11 protein-coding genes are annotated in these 18113 nt (G+C 46.9%); 4 read left to right on the plus strand and 7 right to left on the minus strand.

Annotated features, from left to right (window positions below; all coding sequences use genetic code 11):
- The first annotated feature begins 206 nt into the window (after nucleotides 1–206).
- Nucleotides 207–2264, plus strand: coding sequence for an EAL domain-containing protein (locus tag BEL05_RS16180; RefSeq protein WP_069671802.1), 2058 nt, complete (start codon nucleotides 207–209; stop codon nucleotides 2262–2264).
- 4 nt (nucleotides 2265–2268) lie between these two features.
- Here the strand turns inward: BEL05_RS16180 and BEL05_RS16185 are convergent, their stop codons facing one another.
- Together BEL05_RS16185 and BEL05_RS16190 are read right to left on the minus strand one after the other, a co-directional pair.
- Nucleotides 2269–3804: an MFS transporter gene (locus tag BEL05_RS16185; protein WP_028762348.1), complete on the minus strand. Its 1536-nt coding sequence runs from the start codon at nucleotides 3802–3804 to the stop codon at nucleotides 2269–2271.
- Between the two features lie 207 nt (nucleotides 3805–4011).
- Complete coding sequence (locus BEL05_RS16190; protein WP_069671803.1) at nucleotides 4012–6990, minus strand: ImpA family metalloprotease; 2979 nt, start codon at nucleotides 6988–6990, stop codon at nucleotides 4012–4014.
- A 323-nt stretch (nucleotides 6991–7313) separates the two neighbouring features.
- Between BEL05_RS16190 and BEL05_RS16195 the strand changes: the two genes are divergently transcribed.
- The 3 genes from BEL05_RS16195 to BEL05_RS16205 all read left to right on the plus strand — a co-directional run bounded on the left by BEL05_RS16195 (nucleotide 7314) and on the right by BEL05_RS16205 (nucleotide 9904).
- Nucleotides 7314–9035 carry a methyl-accepting chemotaxis protein gene (locus tag BEL05_RS16195; protein ID WP_069671804.1) on the plus strand — a complete coding sequence of 574 codons (1722 nt, stop codon included), beginning with the start codon at nucleotides 7314–7316 and terminating at the stop codon, nucleotides 9033–9035.
- 172 nt (nucleotides 9036–9207) lie between these two features.
- Nucleotides 9208–9399 carry a ribbon-helix-helix protein gene (locus BEL05_RS16200; RefSeq protein ID WP_028762345.1) on the plus strand — a complete coding sequence of 64 codons (192 nt, stop codon included), beginning with the start codon at nucleotides 9208–9210 and terminating at the stop codon, nucleotides 9397–9399.
- 160 nt (nucleotides 9400–9559) lie between these two features.
- A complete protein-coding gene (locus tag BEL05_RS16205; protein WP_069671805.1) occupies nucleotides 9560–9904 on the plus strand; it encodes a zinc ribbon domain-containing protein YjdM in 345 nt (114 codons plus the stop codon).
- 184 nt (nucleotides 9905–10088) lie between these two features.
- Here BEL05_RS16205 and BEL05_RS16210 read toward each other — a convergent pair whose 3' ends face one another.
- The 5 genes from BEL05_RS16210 to BEL05_RS16230 all read right to left on the minus strand — a co-directional run bounded on the left by BEL05_RS16210 (nucleotide 10089) and on the right by BEL05_RS16230 (nucleotide 18040).
- Nucleotides 10089–11315, minus strand: coding sequence for a hypothetical protein (locus BEL05_RS16210; protein ID WP_069671806.1), 1227 nt, complete (start codon nucleotides 11313–11315; stop codon nucleotides 10089–10091).
- 12 nt (nucleotides 11316–11327) lie between these two features.
- Nucleotides 11328–13652 (minus strand): EAL domain-containing protein, encoded by a 2325-nt coding sequence (locus BEL05_RS16215; protein WP_245687015.1) that lies wholly within the window; start codon nucleotides 13650–13652, stop codon nucleotides 11328–11330.
- A 47-nt stretch (nucleotides 13653–13699) separates the two neighbouring features.
- Nucleotides 13700–14368 carry a cupredoxin domain-containing protein gene (locus tag BEL05_RS16220; RefSeq protein WP_139151906.1) on the minus strand — a complete coding sequence of 223 codons (669 nt, stop codon included), beginning with the start codon at nucleotides 14366–14368 and terminating at the stop codon, nucleotides 13700–13702.
- A 277-nt stretch (nucleotides 14369–14645) separates the two neighbouring features.
- Nucleotides 14646–17543: a valine--tRNA ligase gene (locus BEL05_RS16225; protein WP_069671809.1), complete on the minus strand. Its 2898-nt coding sequence runs from the start codon at nucleotides 17541–17543 to the stop codon at nucleotides 14646–14648.
- Between the two features lie 20 nt (nucleotides 17544–17563).
- Nucleotides 17564–18040, minus strand: coding sequence for a DNA polymerase III subunit chi (locus BEL05_RS16230; protein WP_069671810.1), 477 nt, complete (start codon nucleotides 18038–18040; stop codon nucleotides 17564–17566).
- Between the last annotated feature and the right edge of the window lie 73 nt (nucleotides 18041–18113).

Raw genomic sequence — 18113 nt, forward strand, 5'->3', positions numbered from 1 at the left:
TGCTAGTAGCCCACTGAGATAGAAGTATTTTGGGGACCTTTTAAAGGTCCCCCTTTTTTTGCTTAGCTAACTCAGCCACTCAATCGTGCTTTGTTGCTCGCCATTGGCCTAAGTGGCATATCGGCATACCAATTCCTTTAGGTTAGTTTCTGTTTTGCCGTTATTGGACTAAGTTAATTAGATACTGCACCACAATTTCGGACGATATGATTGCAGCACGAAATACCTTAGAGCGCGCCTTTCTCATTGCAATAAAAGAATCTTTTATTGCATTGCTTCCTTTTATTGTCGTCAATTCATTGCTGGCACTGGTGTTAGCTATTGTGGATGTGTGGCAACCCAGTTGGCAGCAGAGTGATCGCTATTTATGGTTAAGTCAGTTTGGCCAAATTCTATTTAACTTCTTTCCGCTGATGGCGTTATTGTCACTGTCATTTCACTTTTCGAAATACCTTGAACTTTCAGCGGTGGCGGTGGCCTCGGTTTCCATTGGCTCATTAATCGCCTTACATATTGACTCGCACCAACAGATGGCGATGACCCAAGGTTTTTCGTTTCTATTTGGTGATGCAAGGGCGATCATCCTACCGATTTTAGTGGCTTATCTGTTGCGATTCTTCATGGGGATTAAGGCGATTAACTTTCTTAAAAGCACTCAGCTAAGTAGCTATCTTAAATTGCATCTCAACCTACTGTTTCCTTTGATCACCTGCTTTATTGCGGTGACCATGGTGATGTATGCCAGTAGCTTCTTACTGGGTCAGCTGTTTGAGTCCTTTAAGCTGGCGCTTGAGAGCAGCGGTTTATTTAGTCAGCTAATTGTCAGGGTGATCTCTACCCATGTCTTGTGGTGCTTTGGAGTGCATGGCGATATTGCTTACATGTTGGTGTTTGGTATCGATAATGGGTTACAGCAAATCGCCCCTAACTTAACGCTGTCGCAATTTACCGATCTGTTTGTGTTACTTGGTGGTAGTGGTGCAACGCACTCATTGCTCATCGCTATTTTTATCGCCTCAAAAGATAGAAATATGCTTAACGTCGCTAAACTATCACTGCCGTTTGTGCTGTTTAATATCAATGAGATTTTGATTTATGGCTTGCCTATTATCTTTAATTTGCGGCTTATATTGCCTTTCATTATTGTGCCTGTCGTTAACACGTTAGTGGGCTATCTGCTTGTGAGTGCGGGGTGGATAACGTTTAGTGGCAATGAGTTTCCCTGGATAATGCCTATATTGTTAAATGGGTTTGTGGCTGGCGGCAGTATGGCCATTCCGCTATTACAACTACTGCTTATCGCCGTTGGTGTGGCCATCTACCTGCCGTTTGTGCGCCATTACAGCTTGCAGGGCAAAGGTGATAATTTTGATAAGGACCTTATTAAACGTATTCAGTTGCAAATTGATATCGACAAAATTGCCGAGCGAAACTATACCCTGCGTCAGAGCGAAGATTTACAAACTAACGTCGCCTTAGAGAAAACCATTAAAGAGGTGCTCAATGGTGAACTACTGCTCTACTATCAGCCTAAGGTGTCATTAGTCAGCCGCTGTGTGGTGAGCTATGAAGCATTATTACGATTGAAGAACAGGTCAGGGGAGGTGGTTGGGCCCTATTTTATCCCAGACTTTGATCAAGCCGGTTACGGTAATTTAATCGACAGTTTTGTGATTAACCGCTTGGCGAAAGATATGCGCCAATGGGCAGCTGAAGCGTTTCATCCCAGAGTTAGTCTTAACCTCAACCCAAATAGTGTGGTGGATAAAGCCACCCAAGACTTGCTGGTAGAATGTCTGGCTGACTATGCGCAGAGTATCGATATCGAGCTGTTGGAGTCTGCTTTTATCTCCGATCTGCAGAGTGTCGAACAGAGCATGGTAAATCTAAGGGCCTATGGCTTCTCGTTTGTGATTGATGATTTCGGGACTGGTTACTCCAGTATTAGCTTACTGAGTAAAATCAAAATTGATGGTATCAAGCTAGACCGAAGCATCTTAGAAAATATTAAGCACGAGAAGGGGCGTATCTTATACCGGCATACCTGTATGCTGTGCAAAAGCCTAGGGTTTCATTTGGTTGCAGAGGGGGTTGAGACTATAGAGGAGGAGATTTTTGTCCGTTCGGCAGGGATAGATACGGTGCAAGGCTGGTTGTACGCTAAAGCGCTACCAAGGCAAGATGCCAAGCATTTCGCGATACTGCAAGATAAACTGAGCGAAAGGCAATTAGCAGGCACTAAAAAGGGAGCCGAAGCTCCCTAATCGATTATTGACTGCGTTGTAGTTTTAGCAACCATTTACCGTAGAGGTATATGCCGACAGCCGAAATGGTACCGATAGCGGCAATGATGTACCACGCCATACCAATATTATGGGTGTTATACAGCAATGTCGTCAGTGATTGCGCCGACTCGCCGGTATAACTTACCAAAGTGGTAAAGGCTTCCCCTTGAGGAATGGCGGCAACATCGCTTGGACTCATGCCTCGCTGGGCAAGTAGCTCCAGAGAGAAAATCTCTTTCGAGGCATAGATCTCATACAGCTTAGGACCGAAGTAACCTTCAAGGCCCCAACCTATCCCTTGCGGTAGCATGACAAAGCCCAAATACATCGCCTTCTTGCCCTCAGGGGCAATGTTCCCCATGAACTCATTTTTCTTGGGGCTAATCATCATTTCGCCAAATGAGAACATCACAATCGCTAACACTATCATCCACGCCGCATTGGTCGCGCCAATTAATACAAATGCAATGATGCTCAATAGGCAGCCAGCTAACATGGCGGTGGTAATGCGATACTTTGCCGTCAGGGCGGCTACAAGGAAGCAGCTGGTCATGATCATCCCCGCATTGAGGTTAAGCATCCCTTCTGGCATCACTTTCGTGCCAGTATTGTCCAGACCCAGCCAGAACTGTAAAACACCATTAGAGGTCCCTTCAGGGCCAAATAGGCTGGTGACTATCACGCTAGTATCGACCCACTCAGCGATATGAATTGGCAGAACATCAAATAACGAGTTGAACAGGAACCAGAAGCCAGCAAACACCAACATATAGTAGATAACCACTGGTTTTTTCAGTTCATGCCAGGCGTCTTTCCACAGGGCTTGTTGAGTGATCTCACCGCTTTTGATTTTGCGGTTACGCTCCATGCGCTCCTCTTTTCCTGGCTCTTTGTAGGCAAGCAGGAACAGGAAGTTAAGCGAGATAATGGCCGCACAAGCATAGAACACATTGTCCCAAGAGAGTTGGCGCATATGCACGGCAACCAGTGGACCTAAGAAGCCACCTATGTTGACCACTTGGTAGAATATCCCCCAAGCCATTGAGGTGTTTTGTCTACCGGTTGAGAGCACCAAGGTGCCTTGAATACCGGGTTTAAATATCCCCGTTCCCCCTGCGAGCAATATTGCGCCAAACAGGAATCCCCAGAAGTTGGGGAAAAAGGCCATCACTAAATAGCCTGAGATCTTGATGATGGTGGAGGCAAAAATGGTTTCCTTGTAACCGACGCGGTCTGAGATACCGCCAGTAAACACAGGGATAAAGGTTTGCATTAAAGCCCAAATTGAGATGATCACACCGTAGTCGTGCAGGCTGATCCCTAAGCCACCTTCGGAAACTGGTGCCTTGGCATAAAGCCCCGCACTGGCTTTGACGCCGTAGTAAGCGATACGCTCAACCAGCTCCATGCCGCCGACTATCCAGAATATATAACTTAAGCTGGCAATGGAGGCCCACATACCCAGCTGCTTAACTTCACGCAGATCATTGTCTGCGTAAGCATCTTTGGAGTCGCTCATACCCTTCCTTTTACTCTTATTTTATTGTTGTTTTATTCGCAATGATGTTGATCTTGCGATAATCGCTTGTGATTGCAGAGCACACTTTACCTAAATTTGAAGCTAAAAACCAAAGTGATTGTAACGAGCGGGGGGGTTGCGGTGCTGGTAATAAAAAAAGAGCGCCATCGGCGCTCTTTTTAGTGGCTTTAGATTGTCGCTATTGGGCTATAACGGCCAAGCTTGCGTACCATCAACGGGTACAGCTTGTAGATCTAGGCCATAACAGTAGTCACCTGGGGCATACACATAAACAGACTTAGGCACTAAGGGGTAGCCAAAGCTCGCAACTTGGGCTTTAGCTGCATCAGTGGTGGCTAGCCCCCACATCTGATAGAAGTCACGATAGTCCAGATGGGTAGAATAACTCATGGCAATCATCAAAAAGTCATTGTTACTGATGTTTTTAGCGCTCTGTAAACTAAAACTGTCAAACCCAATGCTTGCCCGTTTGGCGATCCAAGTGGCGTCATCGGCTTTCGCCCGTTCAAATTCACGCAGTAAAATGTGCACTCGTGCAAGCAGGTGCCAGCCATTTTGCAGTGCGCCCAGTTTCTGCGCCGCCACCATGGTTTGCAGCATGGTGGCCATGCCGTTTGACCAGCTGGTCAGTTTGGCGGCCTGCATGTAAGCAAAAGGGTCGGCTTGATTTTGGCTCGCTTGCAGTACATCAAACTCATCTTGGATCGATAGACCTTGGCATGACGGCAGCTTGCCGCTCTCCTTGTAAGCCCGTGACTTGGTGTAATAGGAGTAAGGGTTGGTGGACGCATGTCCTTCGTGGCCATCGAAACGCAGACGGCCCTTCTCTAAACCATGGCCTAGCTCATGGATATCGCCATGACCTGTAGGGCTGAATGACCAACTGGCATCATAGGGATTCCCCGAGCAACCCGAACCACAAGTAGGTTGATCGGCATTCATGTGTTTAACCATATCTAGGTTATCTATTTGCCAGCCATTAAGGGTTGCAAAGTCAGTGATCTCACTGACTTCATCAATCAATGGTCCTTTAAAACCTGCCAATAGATGTGGGTAGTTGTGCACATGAGTCATGATTGCCTGCGCCATTTTTTCTGGGGTATCCCAAAGTGGCTCGTGGCTCATGGTTTTTTTCATCTTATCGAGGCGAGAGTGCACCTCAAAGTGGGCGGTGGCGAGCTCGGCCCAATCGTAGTTACCTTTTTCTAACGCTTGCATAAAGGCACTGCCATCCATGCCTTCGCGCCAGTATGGGTGTTGACCTATATGGCTAACATCCAAGGTCACAGGTAGGTCATTGGCGCTAAACTTTACCTGTAGTGGTCCACCGTAAGGTGAGGTGAGTTTGATGGTTTCACCTGGTTTTATTTCGATATGGGTGGACTGTAAAAACTTGGCGCGGTTGTAGCCATTACTGGCAAATTCATGGGTCGAGCCTGAACGCTGGGTATTAATAAACACCCAAGTGCGTAATGCGCTGTTGTCGCTACGCGTGATGGTTAAGGTTTGCCCAGGGATCCCATAGACGCCTGCGGATCTAAAACCTTGTTTACTCACAAGGTTAATTCGCTTATCACTTGGGGTAATGTGGCTAAAGTCAGTGCGGCTAAAATTACCTAAGTCTTTAGGTACAGCGTTGATATCACGAGTGTTATACACAGTATGGTCGGCATAGAAGGCTTTTAGGTATTCCATTGTTGGTGTGGTCGCCACATCCATCGGATAGCTAATCTCCTGGCGGTAGCTGTCGCCGAGCAGGATGAGATACTTATACAACTGATGGTCGCTGAGAGCGAAGATATCGCGCTTGGCGCTATCAAACCCCATGATGCTTGCCCGGATCTGATTAAGGCCTGCGCGGTACTTATCCTTAAAGTTAGCGTCGCAATCGGTGGCGCAGTTCGCTAAGTTAAACGGCGGCGTCTCATCTTTAAATAGGCTCAGCCAGATCTGCTCATTAGTCAGTGAAGGCTTAGCATCGAACATGGCAGCATAACTTGACCAGTCGGCTTTATCGGCACCGAAAAAGTTTCCTGGGCCGCCAGGGCCTTGCATAGAAAAGCCCATTGCACCTAGTACGGTTTGGGTCAGCGGTACACTGTTCCAGCTGTGCATATGCATATAGAGCAGCGGGGTCTTATTGTGTTGCAATGTAGCAAGATTTTCAGCCACTAAGGCGTCATTAAAGGTTTCTGTAGACCCAGTGACCACCAGTTCAGCCTCAGCAAGACAACTACTCAGCTGCGCTTCAACGTTACAACGGCTAACTTGCCAGTTAGGAAATTGCGTGGTTAACCATGCGCTGATGCGGCTGCTGCTCCAGTCGCTTATCAAAAATAGCCTGATCTGTTTTTCTTGAGCAAGAGTGGTCGCATCTTGATTGGCTAACCAACCTAATAGCTGCTTCATGCTCGGTTCAAAGTCGAGGTTATTGCCGTTGTGCATGCCTGAGATAATGTCACTGCCAAAGGCGGCATTGCGCTGAGTGTTGATCTCACTGGCGGCAGCGAAGAGTCGTCCACCATTACCTCTGATCAGTTCAAAACTCTTACTGCTTGGATAGCCATTAGCGCCAAGGCTCATCTGGATCATTTGTGAGTGCTGACCAGAATCGTAGCGCACCACATTATCTTGGTAGATAGTCTTAAGAAAGGCGCTGTGCTCTTGTCGATAGCTGTTAATAAGCTTGAGTGCGCGATCTATCACTTTGGTTTCTAACCCTGTGATCAAACTGGCATCTCCAACACGGGACGCGGCACTAATTTGATCTTTAAGGCTAAGGGTCAGTTGATCTTCGCTGCTTTTTCCTGCGCCATCGGTCACCGTGAGTGACAGGGTTATATCGGCATCTTGTACTAGGCTATTGGCATCTACCGTAACCGACGCACTGTCGGTACCAGTCAGTTGTACGCTGGGGCCATTAAGCTGTTGCCACTGATACTGGGTTACGCCCTCGTTGTAGACGGTAACTTGGGCGGTCAGTGTTTGCACTTGATGATTCCATGCTTGCAGATCTGGCCCTAGGGCGACAGTAGGCGCCTGTGCTAAAGGCGGCGTAATGTTGCCACCATTGCCGTTATCACCGCTATTATCGCCGTCATCAGAACCGCCACCGCAGCCCACTAAACCTAATATCAGACAGCTTGGGATCAACCACTGCTTCATTTTTAACATCCATTAATGATTTTGCTACATTGTGATGACGTTTCAGGCTTAATGCAAACAATAGAGTTAAATAACTAATTAAAACAAAGGTTAAGGCGAGATTTTGACGTTTTCGGTTATTTTGACGCTGTGGTTAAGGTAAATATTAATGTGAAATTTAATCTTTAGACTCACGCGTAGAGTGATTTGATTTCGATCAATGAACATTAGGGTTTTAACAAATGTGATCTACTACTATGTAGGTATTATTGTTCACTGGCACTATGGTTAACTAAGGAGTTAATTTTGACTCTGTAACATTAACTTCAGTAAGGGAATATGTCATGTCCGCCACTCACACTCAGTTTGAACAGGAAAAGATAGGGCAAGGAAACGACCCAGAGATGGTTTTTTTTGAGCGGATAAAGTCGGTGCGTTTTCAGCTTAAGCTGAATGTATTTTTGGTGGTTATAGCGCTTATCTTTTTAGGGTATAAAGGGATATCTGGTATGCAAGACGCCGGAGACTCCATCGGTGAGCTTTACCAGGAGGGGATGCAGCACAGCATTCGGGCCGGCAAAGTGCTAAACGAGCTCGAAAAAGCGCGCAGTGGCTTATTGCTTGGGTTTCAGCATGATCCCAATAGTCAGTTTGCCGATATGCACAATCATCCGTTGTCATTTCATATCGATGCTACCGAGGCCTCAATCCAGCTGCTGCATAGTATCGTCGACAATGAGATATTAAGCTCAGATTTAGATGACGATGAGCGTCAGCAAGTCAACCAGTTGGTGAACTTGCTCGATAAAGTCACAGAGGATGGCTTTAAGCCTGCGTTGCAGGCACTCAGAGCGGGTGACTACAGCCTCTCAAACCAACTATTGTTAACCCAAATTAACCCCCTATTTAAAGATATTACCGCGCAGGCACAATCCTTTTTAGACTTGCAGATTGATGAGGCGAAGCAGAGTTTTGAGCTGTCACAAAGTAATGTCTCTGTTTACATCGTACTGGTCGCTATCTTCTCGGGGATTAGCATGTTGGTGATTATCTTCAGCTCGACCTTAATCATTCGTCGGGTCAGTGATTCTGTGACGCAATTAGAAAGCACTGCAATAGAGATTGCCTCTGGTAACTTAACCAAGCGGATAGCGCTTGATGGGAATGATGAGTTTTCTCATATTGCGGATTATGTCAATCGGATCACCCGCGGTTTTCAGCAAGCCGTTAATAATACCCATCAATCAACATCACGCCTTGCCAGTTCTGCCGAAGAGAATGCAGTGGTCTCAACACAGACCCAACGCAATGTGCTTGATCAGCAGCAACAAACCCAGTTAATTGCCACCGCTATCCACGAATTTACCGCAACCGTGCGCGAGGTTGCTCAAAGTGCAGCGGCGGCGGCAACAGCATCAGAGGAGGCAAATAGTGCCGCTCATGGCGCGCAAGTTGTGGTCAATGAGAGTATTTCAGTGATCGAAGCCTTAGCGGAAAAACTCGATGGTGCCAGCGAAGCGATGACACTACTGGCGCAGCATTCCAATGAAATTGGCACTGTGGTTGATGTGATTCAAGGGATTTCAGAACAGACTAACTTACTGGCACTGAATGCCGCGATTGAAGCGGCAAGGGCGGGTGAACAGGGTCGAGGTTTTGCTGTGGTAGCCGATGAGGTGCGCTCGCTTGCTAAGCGCACGCAAGACTCTACTGAAGAGATCCAGAAGATGATCCAGCGGCTGCAACATGGCGCCCAAAGTTCGATGCAGATGATGCAAAGTGGTACCGAGCAGGTGAAACTCAGTGTCGACAAATCGCAATCGGTACGCAACGCCTTGGTGCAGATCATGGACAGCATTGAGCAGATCAATGCCCTGAACGCGCAAATCGCCACGGCGTCTGAGGAGCAAAGCTCAGTCACCGAAGAGATTAATATTAACATCACCAATATCAGTGATATCTCTGATCAAACGGCGGCAGGAGCACAGCAGAGCAGTGCAGCGACAGCGGATCTGGCCAAATTAGCCGAATCGATGGAGGCGGATATCGCTCACTATAAGGTGTAATACTAATTGGTATAACAATGTTATTAGCGCATTAGGTTAATCGTTGACATGTTAATTAAGTAGGCTGCGGGCAATACCGCAGCCTATTTTGTTGATTGCTTAGCGTAATCATAGGCAATGGATGCTCGATTGATTATAATCAAATGATAATGATTTTAGCCTAGGTATGAAGATGGAAAATAAAACAGCCCGATTCACGGTACTAATGGACCCGAGTAAAAAACAAGCGTTTGAGCAATTGTGTGCCTCGCAAGATCTTACCCCCTCCCAAGTGGTGCGTCAGTTGATCAGAGGATACCTAGAACAGCATGATGTGAGCTATGGTCAACAGAAGCCAACTCACAATCCAAAAGTTAAAGGCTAAGGTTTTTAGGTTTAGCGGATAATGTTGGCTAGCCGTATTATGATAATTTTATTATAATGCCATTATCATTTCTGGTCGGCGTTTAGCTTAGTACCTAGAACTAATATTTTTCGACCAGATAGTTGGGGTCGACTATTTTGTAAATTAAAGAGAGTTTGTGATGAGCGATACTATCCCACCATGCCCAAAATGTGAGTCTCCTTATGCCTATTCAGACGGCACTTTATTGATCTGTCCTGAATGCGCGAATGAGTGGAACCCAAATGAAGAGATCGTTGATCCAGATGTCATCATCTTGAAAGATGCCGTGGGCAACTTATTGGCTGAAGGCGATAAAGTCACGCTCATTAAAGATCTTAAAGTGAAAGGCTCTTCACTTGTGCTTAAAGTCGGCACTAAAGCGGTGATTAATCGGTTTGTTGACGCTGACCACGATATCGACTGTAAAGTGGATGGCAATGGCCAGATGATGCTGAAATCTCAATTTGTAAGAAAGCAAAACTAATAGCAATCAGTATAAAGGTGTGATGGCTATGCGCTAAACATGCAGAGTCGAACGCTTTCTTATACTGATTGGTATCACTGCGGTTTTACATTAAAAAAATACCTGCCAAATGCAGGTATTTTTTTGAGCGAAACCTTAAGCTGAAAGGCACCTAGGGAGCTCTCACCACGCTAGCATCTGGCGACTAAAAGTACCACCGGCTGGCCAGTTGCCACTGCTGCTCAATCAAATCATAGGGCAAGCCTTGTTCAACACGGGCTGCACGTATTGAATCTATACGATTGTATTCGGCTTGAAGATACCAGCCTTTGGTTAACCTATATTGATAGGATGCGGTAACAGCATAACCACGCTCATTATTGTTATCATCGGCAGTGGCATCATTATCGGTGACATCAAACTTCTCTAATCGCACACTAAGGCGGTGTTGCTGCCAACGTCGACTCAGCAATAAATAGGCAGCCTGATATTGATTATCAACAATGTCGCGACCATCAGGAGACTGCATCAAGGTATCGCCATGCATATATTGGGCTAGCAAAAGAATGTTATAGGGTAAGTGCCATTTATTGTCGATATGAATAAATCGAGTTAACCAAGCATATTGCCCCTTTTCAACGACTCGAGTGTTGGCATTATTATCGTAGTAACCGATAGACAACTCTCCCTTTCCCTTGTAGCGCCACTGCCCCTTAGCGTGATACCCAAAGCGATTATCCAGTTCAATAAAGGGATCTGATGCTTGAGCCTGTTTTGTGAGCGTCCCGTTTTGTAAGCTAGGCATATTGCTCAGCGGCAAGGTTTCTTGCAGCAAGGTTTGTCTCGAACTATTGGTCCAGCCATGCCATGCCAACATCGCGCCTGCGGTATCATTGTGTTGAAATAGCGTGGCAGACAATGCAAAGTCATGTGGACTATTGCTTATTTTTCCGAGTCGCTCGACAGAGAACTCAGCACCAATATGGCGAAACTCTTCCCCTAACCAACTGTTGATTGCCGAGTAACTTAAGGTATAGGGTGACGACCATGCTGTGGCAATGTTTTCCAAAGAGATATTGGGGTACATCAGGCCAAACTTAGCTTGCAGTCGCAGGCCATTTTCAAAGGGCAGGCCTCGATAGTTAATGAAAGCTTCTGTGATGCCGAGGTTATCATTTACTCCATCTAGATAGCCGTTCGCCGTTATCTGAGCAGATAACGGGTTGTCCCAGTCTAACTCATAGCTGACACCCGCTTGTGCAATAGAGAGATGGCTACCCTGATCAAATCGAAACTTGCCTAAGCCTCCATCTACATAAGTGTCAATGCCATCGGTGTAACTGGCTCTAATATCAACAATACCGCTAAACTTATGTTCGGCAGCGATAGCATCTGCCGCAATAACACTTAGCATCCATAGCCAATATCTCATCCTTGCCCCTTGTTAATTGAGTTCAACCACCGTGTTGTTGGCGTTTACTTGGTAGAGCGATTGTGCCAGCCAAGTCGTGAGCGCTTGTGCGTCAATGGGTTTAGAAAGGTAAAAACCTTGCCCCATTTCACAACCACGCTCGGTTAACCAGTTCAGTGTCGCTTGGTTTTCAATGCCTTCAGCGACAACGCGCAAGCCTAAGTTATGGGCCAGTTGCAGGGTCGAGTTAACAATGATCTGATCATCGCTATTGACCATTAAGTTCTGCACAAAGGATTTATCAATTTTAAGCTCATCCACTGGCAGTTGTTTAAGTTGTGCAAGCGACGAGTAGCCAGTACCGTAATCATCAATCGACAGCTTTAACCCATGTTGTTTCAATAAGGATAGCTGCTTAATCGCGTTGTCAGGATCGGCCACAACGGCATCTTCAGTGATCTCTAAGGTGAGCGCCTCAATGGGCACTTTTTTATCTCGAATCGCTTGCAGTACATAATCACAAAACTCACCATCTTTTAAGTTCTCCGCAGAGATATTTACCGCAATGGCCAAGTTGACGCCCTGAGCTTGCCAGGCGAGATACTGTGTCAGCGCCGAGTTTATCACCCAGCGGGTTAAGGCATTCATCTGGCCCATTTTTTCAGCGATGGGAATAAAGGTATCTGGTGGGATCATACCTCTATCTGGGTGTTGCCAACGGACCAAGGCTTCCACATGTGTTACCTTATTTTGTGCCAGGTCGAGTTTAGGTTGGTAAAAAAGTACCAACTCATCATTGGCAATGGCCGGTTTTAGTTCATTAATCAGCTGTAAGCGGTCGACACTATTAACGTCTATTTTCTGGTGATAAACTTGAATATCTAAACGGTTTTTCTTTGCATATTGCAGCGCTGTGTCAGCTTGTCTTAACAGTGTCTCCAAATCGCTAGGATAGTGGACATAACTGAGCCCAATAGTCACCTGCAAGTGCAGTGAGATATCTTGATAACAATATTCCGCTTCAATCGATTGCTGAATTTGGCCAATTAACTGCCGTAACGCTTTGGGCTCTGAATGCTCAATAGCCACCACAAACTCATCACCATTAAGACGACAGACTAAATCAATATGACTAAAGCTGCATAGACGGCGGCCTACCTCTTCTATCACCTTATCGCCCACTTCATGGCCTAAGGTGCCGTTAACTTCTGTCATGCGGCGAATATTAATTTGACACAACGCCAGCGGCGATTTTTGCTCAAACCAGCTTTGCGTTACTCGGATTAACTCATTTTTATTGCCAAGATTGGTAAGTGGGTCGTGATAAGCCTGAAACGCTATTTTGTTTTCGCGACTCAATATCGCCTGCTGCATCTCAGTGAACTCTTGGGCCAACGCCTGCATCTCTGTACTTGAGCCAACCTCAACCTTGGAATGATAGTTACCTTTCGCAATAAAGCGCGCCTGAGTGATCAATTGGGTTATCGGTCTGGTGACCCCGCGTGCGATGACATAGGCAACCATTAACGACAATGGCAGCATTAACAGAATCAATATGAGTTGTTGCAGCCACTGTTTTTGCGATGACGCGAGTGCATCTTGGCGGCTTAAATACATAAAGGCATGTAATTGTTTACCCTGAACATCGCCTACGAATGATTGCCACAACAAATACTCTTCATTGCGTTGGCTGCGCTGAATGAAGTTAGCCAGAACTTGTTCGTCATCGCTGGATAACTCACTGCCAGACAAGCTAATAATTTGCTGGTTTTGCTTGTCGTCACTCAGTACAAAACCTGTGTTGAGTCCGGTTTGTTGTGACAAGGACAGGGTCAGAGAGTCACCGATAATGTAGCCAAAGCCTATCCAACCGATAATGTTGGCAGCGCCACTGGTGATGGGCGCAAACTTTAATTGATAGACATGATCACCTAATAAGTACAGTGGGTTATTGTTATCAAATTCAGACCCTAATGGCGAACGAAATAGATCGCCTTGCTCTGGTCCCACTTTTACCTTGCCTTGGTTAACGCCATCAATGGTTAACAGTAGCTCGCCAATGATCTCACCCTCTTTATCAACGGCAATCGCCAGATCGGCATTAATACGCTTGCGATGATTATTGAGAGCAACGAGAAAGCTGCGACGGTCATCATCAATAAACACCTCTTTAAGGCCAAAGTCTTTTGCGGCGGTTTCGGCAAAGGCAGACAGGTAGTAGTTACGGTTATTGTATTCAGACTTAAACACCAGCTCCGCAATCGACAATTGGTTGCCCAATTGCTGCTGTTGGAGTCGGTTGTTAGCGTAGAAAGTGATAGCAAAAGAGATCGCCTGTACGGCAATCAATAACAGCATGAAAAAAGCGAATATCCTGGTTTGTATTCGATTAAACATATCGAAAATTAATATCCTTCCAAAAATTCAAAATCGTCTAAACTCTGCTGTGACGGTATGTCAGCCATCGGGGCATCGACCGTAATGGTTAATGCTTGTGCCAAAGGCCATTGACTCTCAACGGTGACAAGGTTGTCTTGGCTGAGCAGTTGCGGATGCCAAATCACCACTTGATATTGCCCCGGGGGCACCGACTCAAAGTCGATAAATCCGTTAGTGTCGGTCACACCAAAGTAGGGGGTATCTACCACTAATAGATGACCACTCATCCAGTCATGAATGTTACAGCCCATGGAGATATGGCCCACTTGGTCAAACAACATCGCTTGTTGGGCATTGTCCTTACGCAGCTTGAACGAAAAGCGTTTTGGCCCAGAAGCGGAGTAGATATGATGGGTGATATCGTCATCATTCACAAATTGTAGTTCATAACCTTTTTGAATCACGGTGATATAGGGCGTGAACTGCTTATTATTTTGGTGGATTTCGATTGGCTCTCTTATGGCGTTATCATTGGGTTGATGGCTTGATGCGCCATGTAAATAGACCACCATACCTGTCATCGCATCACCGTCACTATTGGTGATCGTCACCCCTTGAGCCCAAGCAGTGTTTACTGCCGAAATCATCAAAGCGAAAATCAGTGCTAACCGTTTATTGATACTTTTGTTGCCCACAACAACCTCTTTGTCTAATTGATACTCATCACAGCGTTGTGCAAGTAACACTGATACGTGATTAGCACTAATAGAACGGCGATGGCCAGTATTTATTTCATTATGGCTAATATAACCTGAACTCGGAACAATAAACGTACCCTAAACAGCCCTTTACTTTGCTAACTGTGTTGTATCTCTTGCTGTAGACAGTCCATTGGCCGTCAATTAGGCATAAAAAAAGCAAAACCTAAGTTTTGCTTTTTAATCGTATCGCTGAGTCGCTAGCTGTTTAGGGTTAACCTTCTAGCTTGGCAAGCTCAGTTTTTTGCTCGGTGAGCTTGTCCATATCACGCTGGTATTCCGCTTGCTTAGCGCGCTCTTTTTCAATCACGGCAGCAGGGGCTTTCGCCACGAAACCTTGGTTAGACAGCTTACCTTCGATACGCTTAAACTCGCCAGCCAGTTTCTCAAGCTGCTTGTCGATACGCGCCATCTCTGCCGCCACATCGATAAGACCCGCCATTGGGATCAGTAGCTCCATGTCACCAATCAACTGAGTGGTTGACATAGGTGCGGTGTCGTCGTCGCCAAGAATGGTCATGCTTTCAAGTTTAGCCAAGGTCTTAAAGAAGGCTTGGTTAGTCTCGATTCGGGCCTTGTCGCGCTCGCTCACACCACGTAGTAGTGCATTAAGCGGCTTGCTTGGGGCGATGTTTAGCTCAGCGCGGATGTTACGTACCGCAGTGATCACTTGCTTAACCCACTCAAGATCTTCCATCGCAACCGCATCGACTTTGTCCGCCTGATACTCAGGGAACGCTGCCAACATCAAGGTGTCACCTTCAACGCCTGCTAGTGGCTTAACGCGCTGCCAGATAGTCTCAGTGAGGTATGGCATCATTGGGTGCATTAGACGCTGCATCGCTTCAAGAATCGTCACCAAGGTATGGCGAGTACCACGAAGCTGCGCGTCAGTGCCGCTTTGCATTACAGGCTTAGTGAGCTCTAAGTACCAGTCACAGAACTGGTTCCAAGTGAACTCATAGATGGTGTTTGCCGCAAGATCGAAGCGGTAACTTTCCATGTGCTCGTCGTAGGTCTTAACAGTTTGATTAAACAGCCCGATAATCCAGCGATCGGCTAATGACAACTCCATTTCGCCGCCATGCTGGCCGCAATCTAGCGGCTCGCCTGCTGCATCGCTGTCAGCATCCGATTGCACTTCTGTGTTCATTAACACGTAGCGCGATGCGTTCCAGATCTTGTTACAGAAGCTGCGGTAACCGTCGAGACGCTTCATGTCCCAGTTGATATCACGGCCAGTAGAGGCCATTGATGCCAAGGTGAAACGCAGTGCATCAGTACCGTGAGCTTCGATGCCATCGCTAAACTCTTTACGGGTGCTCTTTTCAATCTTTGCGGCTAGTTGAGGCTGCATCATGTTGCCGGTGCGCTTCTCAACTAAGGTTTCAAGGTCGATACCGTCAATCATATCCAGTGGATCGAGCACGTTACCCTTAGACTTAGACATCTTGTTACCCGCTTCATCGCGGATAAGGCCAGTCACATAAACCGTCTTAAACGGCACTTGTGGTTTGCCATTTTCATCTTTAATGAAGTGCATGGTCATCATGATCATGCGCGCCACCCAGAAGAAGATGATGTCAAAACCTGTCACCAACACGTCGGTTGGATGGAAGGTTTTAAGCGCCTGCGTGTCTTCTGGCCAGCCTAAGGTCGAGAAGGTCCATAAGGCTGAGCTGAACCAAGTGTCCAGTACATCAGGGTCTTGGCGTAGCACTACGGTATCGGCTAAGCCGTGCTTAGCACGTACTTCGGCTTCGTCGCGGCCCACATACACTTTACCCGCTTCGTCATACCAAGCAGGAATACGGTGTCCCCACCATAGCTGGCGAGAGATACACCAATCTTGAATGTCACGCATCCAAGAGTTGTACATGTTCTCATACTGCTGCGGTACAAATTTGATATCACCGTTATCAACGGCTTCCATGGCGGTTTTTGCCATTGGCGCTACAGCCACATACCATTGGTCGGTCAGTAGTGGCTCAATCACTACACCAGAGCGGTCGCCATAAGGCACTTTTAATCCGTGTGGGTCAATTTTGCCCAGCAAGCCTAAGGTTTCAAACTCTTCAACGATGGCGCTACGGGCTTTAAAACGGTCAAGGCCGGCATAACGCTCAGGCAGGCTGTTATCTAACTCGTTGTTGGCGGTACCGTCGGTGTTAACCACTTCAGCCGTCGAGCGAATCGCCGCATCAATCGTTAAGATGTTGAACATAGGTAGCGCATGGCGCTTACCCACTTCATAGTCGTTAAAGTCGTGGGCTGGGGTGATCTTCACACAACCTGTACCAAACTCCATATCCACATAATCGTCGGCCACAACCGGGATGCGACGGTTAACGATAGGTAGAATGATAAACTTGCCAATAAGTGATTGATAACGCTCATCATCTGGATGCACCGCAACTGCACTGTCACCTAACATGGTTTCAGGGCGCGTGGTGGCCACTTCAAGGTAATCTTTACCGTCAGCGGTCAGTGCGCCATCGGCAAGTGGGTAGCGGAAATGCCACATGCTACCTTGCTTCTCTTTGTTCTCAACTTCGAGATCAGAGATTGCAGTGTGTAATTTTGGATCCCAGTTAACGAGGCGCTTACCACGGTAGATGAGCTCATCTTCATACAGACGAACAAACACCTCTTGTACCGCTTCAGACATCCCTTCGTCCATGGTGAAACGCTCACGATCCCAATCAACCGATGCGCCAAGGCGACGTAGCTGCTTAGTGATGGTGCCACCGGACTGGTTTTTCCAATCCCAGATACGCTCGATAAAGGCATCGCGACCTAAATCGTGACGGCTCTTACCCTCTTCGGCTTCCACTTTGCGCTCAACCAGCATCTGGGTGGCAATACCTGCATGGTCGGTACCCACCTGCCAAAGGGTGTTTTTACCCTTCATGCGCTGGTAACGGGTTAACGTATCCATGATGGTGTCTTGGAAGGCATGACCCATGTGCAGGCTACCCGTCACATTTGGTGGCGGGATCATGATGCAATAGTTGCCCTTTGACTCATCGCCGTGCGGCTTAAAGTAACCTTTCTCTTCCCAGTCTTGGTAGAGGCTTTGTTCGATTGACTGCGGGTTGTATGTCTTTTCCATAGGAGCGTGTGCTTCTCAAACTAATTAATTGGTTGTTGGGTCGTTAGGGCGATCCCTAACTCGCGATACTGACGATAACGATCGCGGGCGGTCGCTTTCATGGCTGCATCGTTAGCAACGAAGTCGATAATCTGGCCAAAGTTTACCGCAAATTGCGGCGCTTGGTCTGCAAGATTAATCAGAAGATGACGATTTTTATTGGGGCCGAGCTTATCAAAGCCAATTTCCACTGGCGCGCCGCCCGTTGGCCCTTCACCTTTTAAGTTATGGGGCACAAATGCTGTGGGTTCAAATTGCCATAAAATTTCGTCAATGGCGTAGCTCTGTTGTTGGTCATTACAGTGAACATACACCAACTGCTGCGCTTTATAGGCGGTTTCGGCAAGTTGGCACGCCAAACGGTAAACGTCATCCGTTGCCGATGCAGTGGTTTGTGCGGCTGATTGCTCTGCCACAGAGGCTGTTTCTGGCATCAGGTAAAACAAGGCGTTAGGCATTATCTGGCTCTATGTCGGCTGAGTCTGACTGAATGATTGACGAAAGGGGGAGATTTTACACTAAAAGTGGGGT

Source organism: Shewanella colwelliana (genome assembly GCF_001735525.1).
In the GTDB taxonomy this organism is placed as follows: domain Bacteria; phylum Pseudomonadota; class Gammaproteobacteria; order Enterobacterales; family Shewanellaceae; genus Shewanella; species Shewanella colwelliana.

Bases quoted from the DNA above. Each gene is read 5' to 3' on its own strand.
- BEL05_RS16180 (WP_069671802.1), top strand. From the start codon at position 207: ATGATTGCAGCACGAAATACCTTAGAGCGCGCCTTTCTCATTGCAATA.
- BEL05_RS16215 (WP_245687015.1), bottom strand. From the start codon at position 13,652: ATGCTGTTATTGATTGCCGTACAGGCGATCTCTTTTGCTATCACTTTC.
- BEL05_RS16185 (WP_028762348.1), bottom strand. From the start codon at position 3,804: ATGAGCGACTCCAAAGATGCTTACGCAGACAATGATCTGCGTGAAGTT.
- BEL05_RS16225 (WP_069671809.1), bottom strand. From the start codon at position 17,543: ATGGAAAAGACATACAACCCGCAGTCAATCGAACAAAGCCTCTACCAA.
- BEL05_RS16210 (WP_069671806.1), bottom strand. From the start codon at position 11,315: ATGAGATATTGGCTATGGATGCTAAGTGTTATTGCGGCAGATGCTATC.
- BEL05_RS16230 (WP_069671810.1), bottom strand. From the start codon at position 18,040: ATGCCTAACGCCTTGTTTTACCTGATGCCAGAAACAGCCTCTGTGGCA.
- BEL05_RS16190 (WP_069671803.1), bottom strand. From the start codon at position 6,990: ATGAAGCAGTGGTTGATCCCAAGCTGTCTGATATTAGGTTTAGTGGGC.
- BEL05_RS16195 (WP_069671804.1), top strand. From the start codon at position 7,314: ATGTCCGCCACTCACACTCAGTTTGAACAGGAAAAGATAGGGCAAGGA.
- BEL05_RS16200 (WP_028762345.1), top strand. From the start codon at position 9,208: ATGGAAAATAAAACAGCCCGATTCACGGTACTAATGGACCCGAGTAAA.
- BEL05_RS16205 (WP_069671805.1), top strand. From the start codon at position 9,560: ATGAGCGATACTATCCCACCATGCCCAAAATGTGAGTCTCCTTATGCC.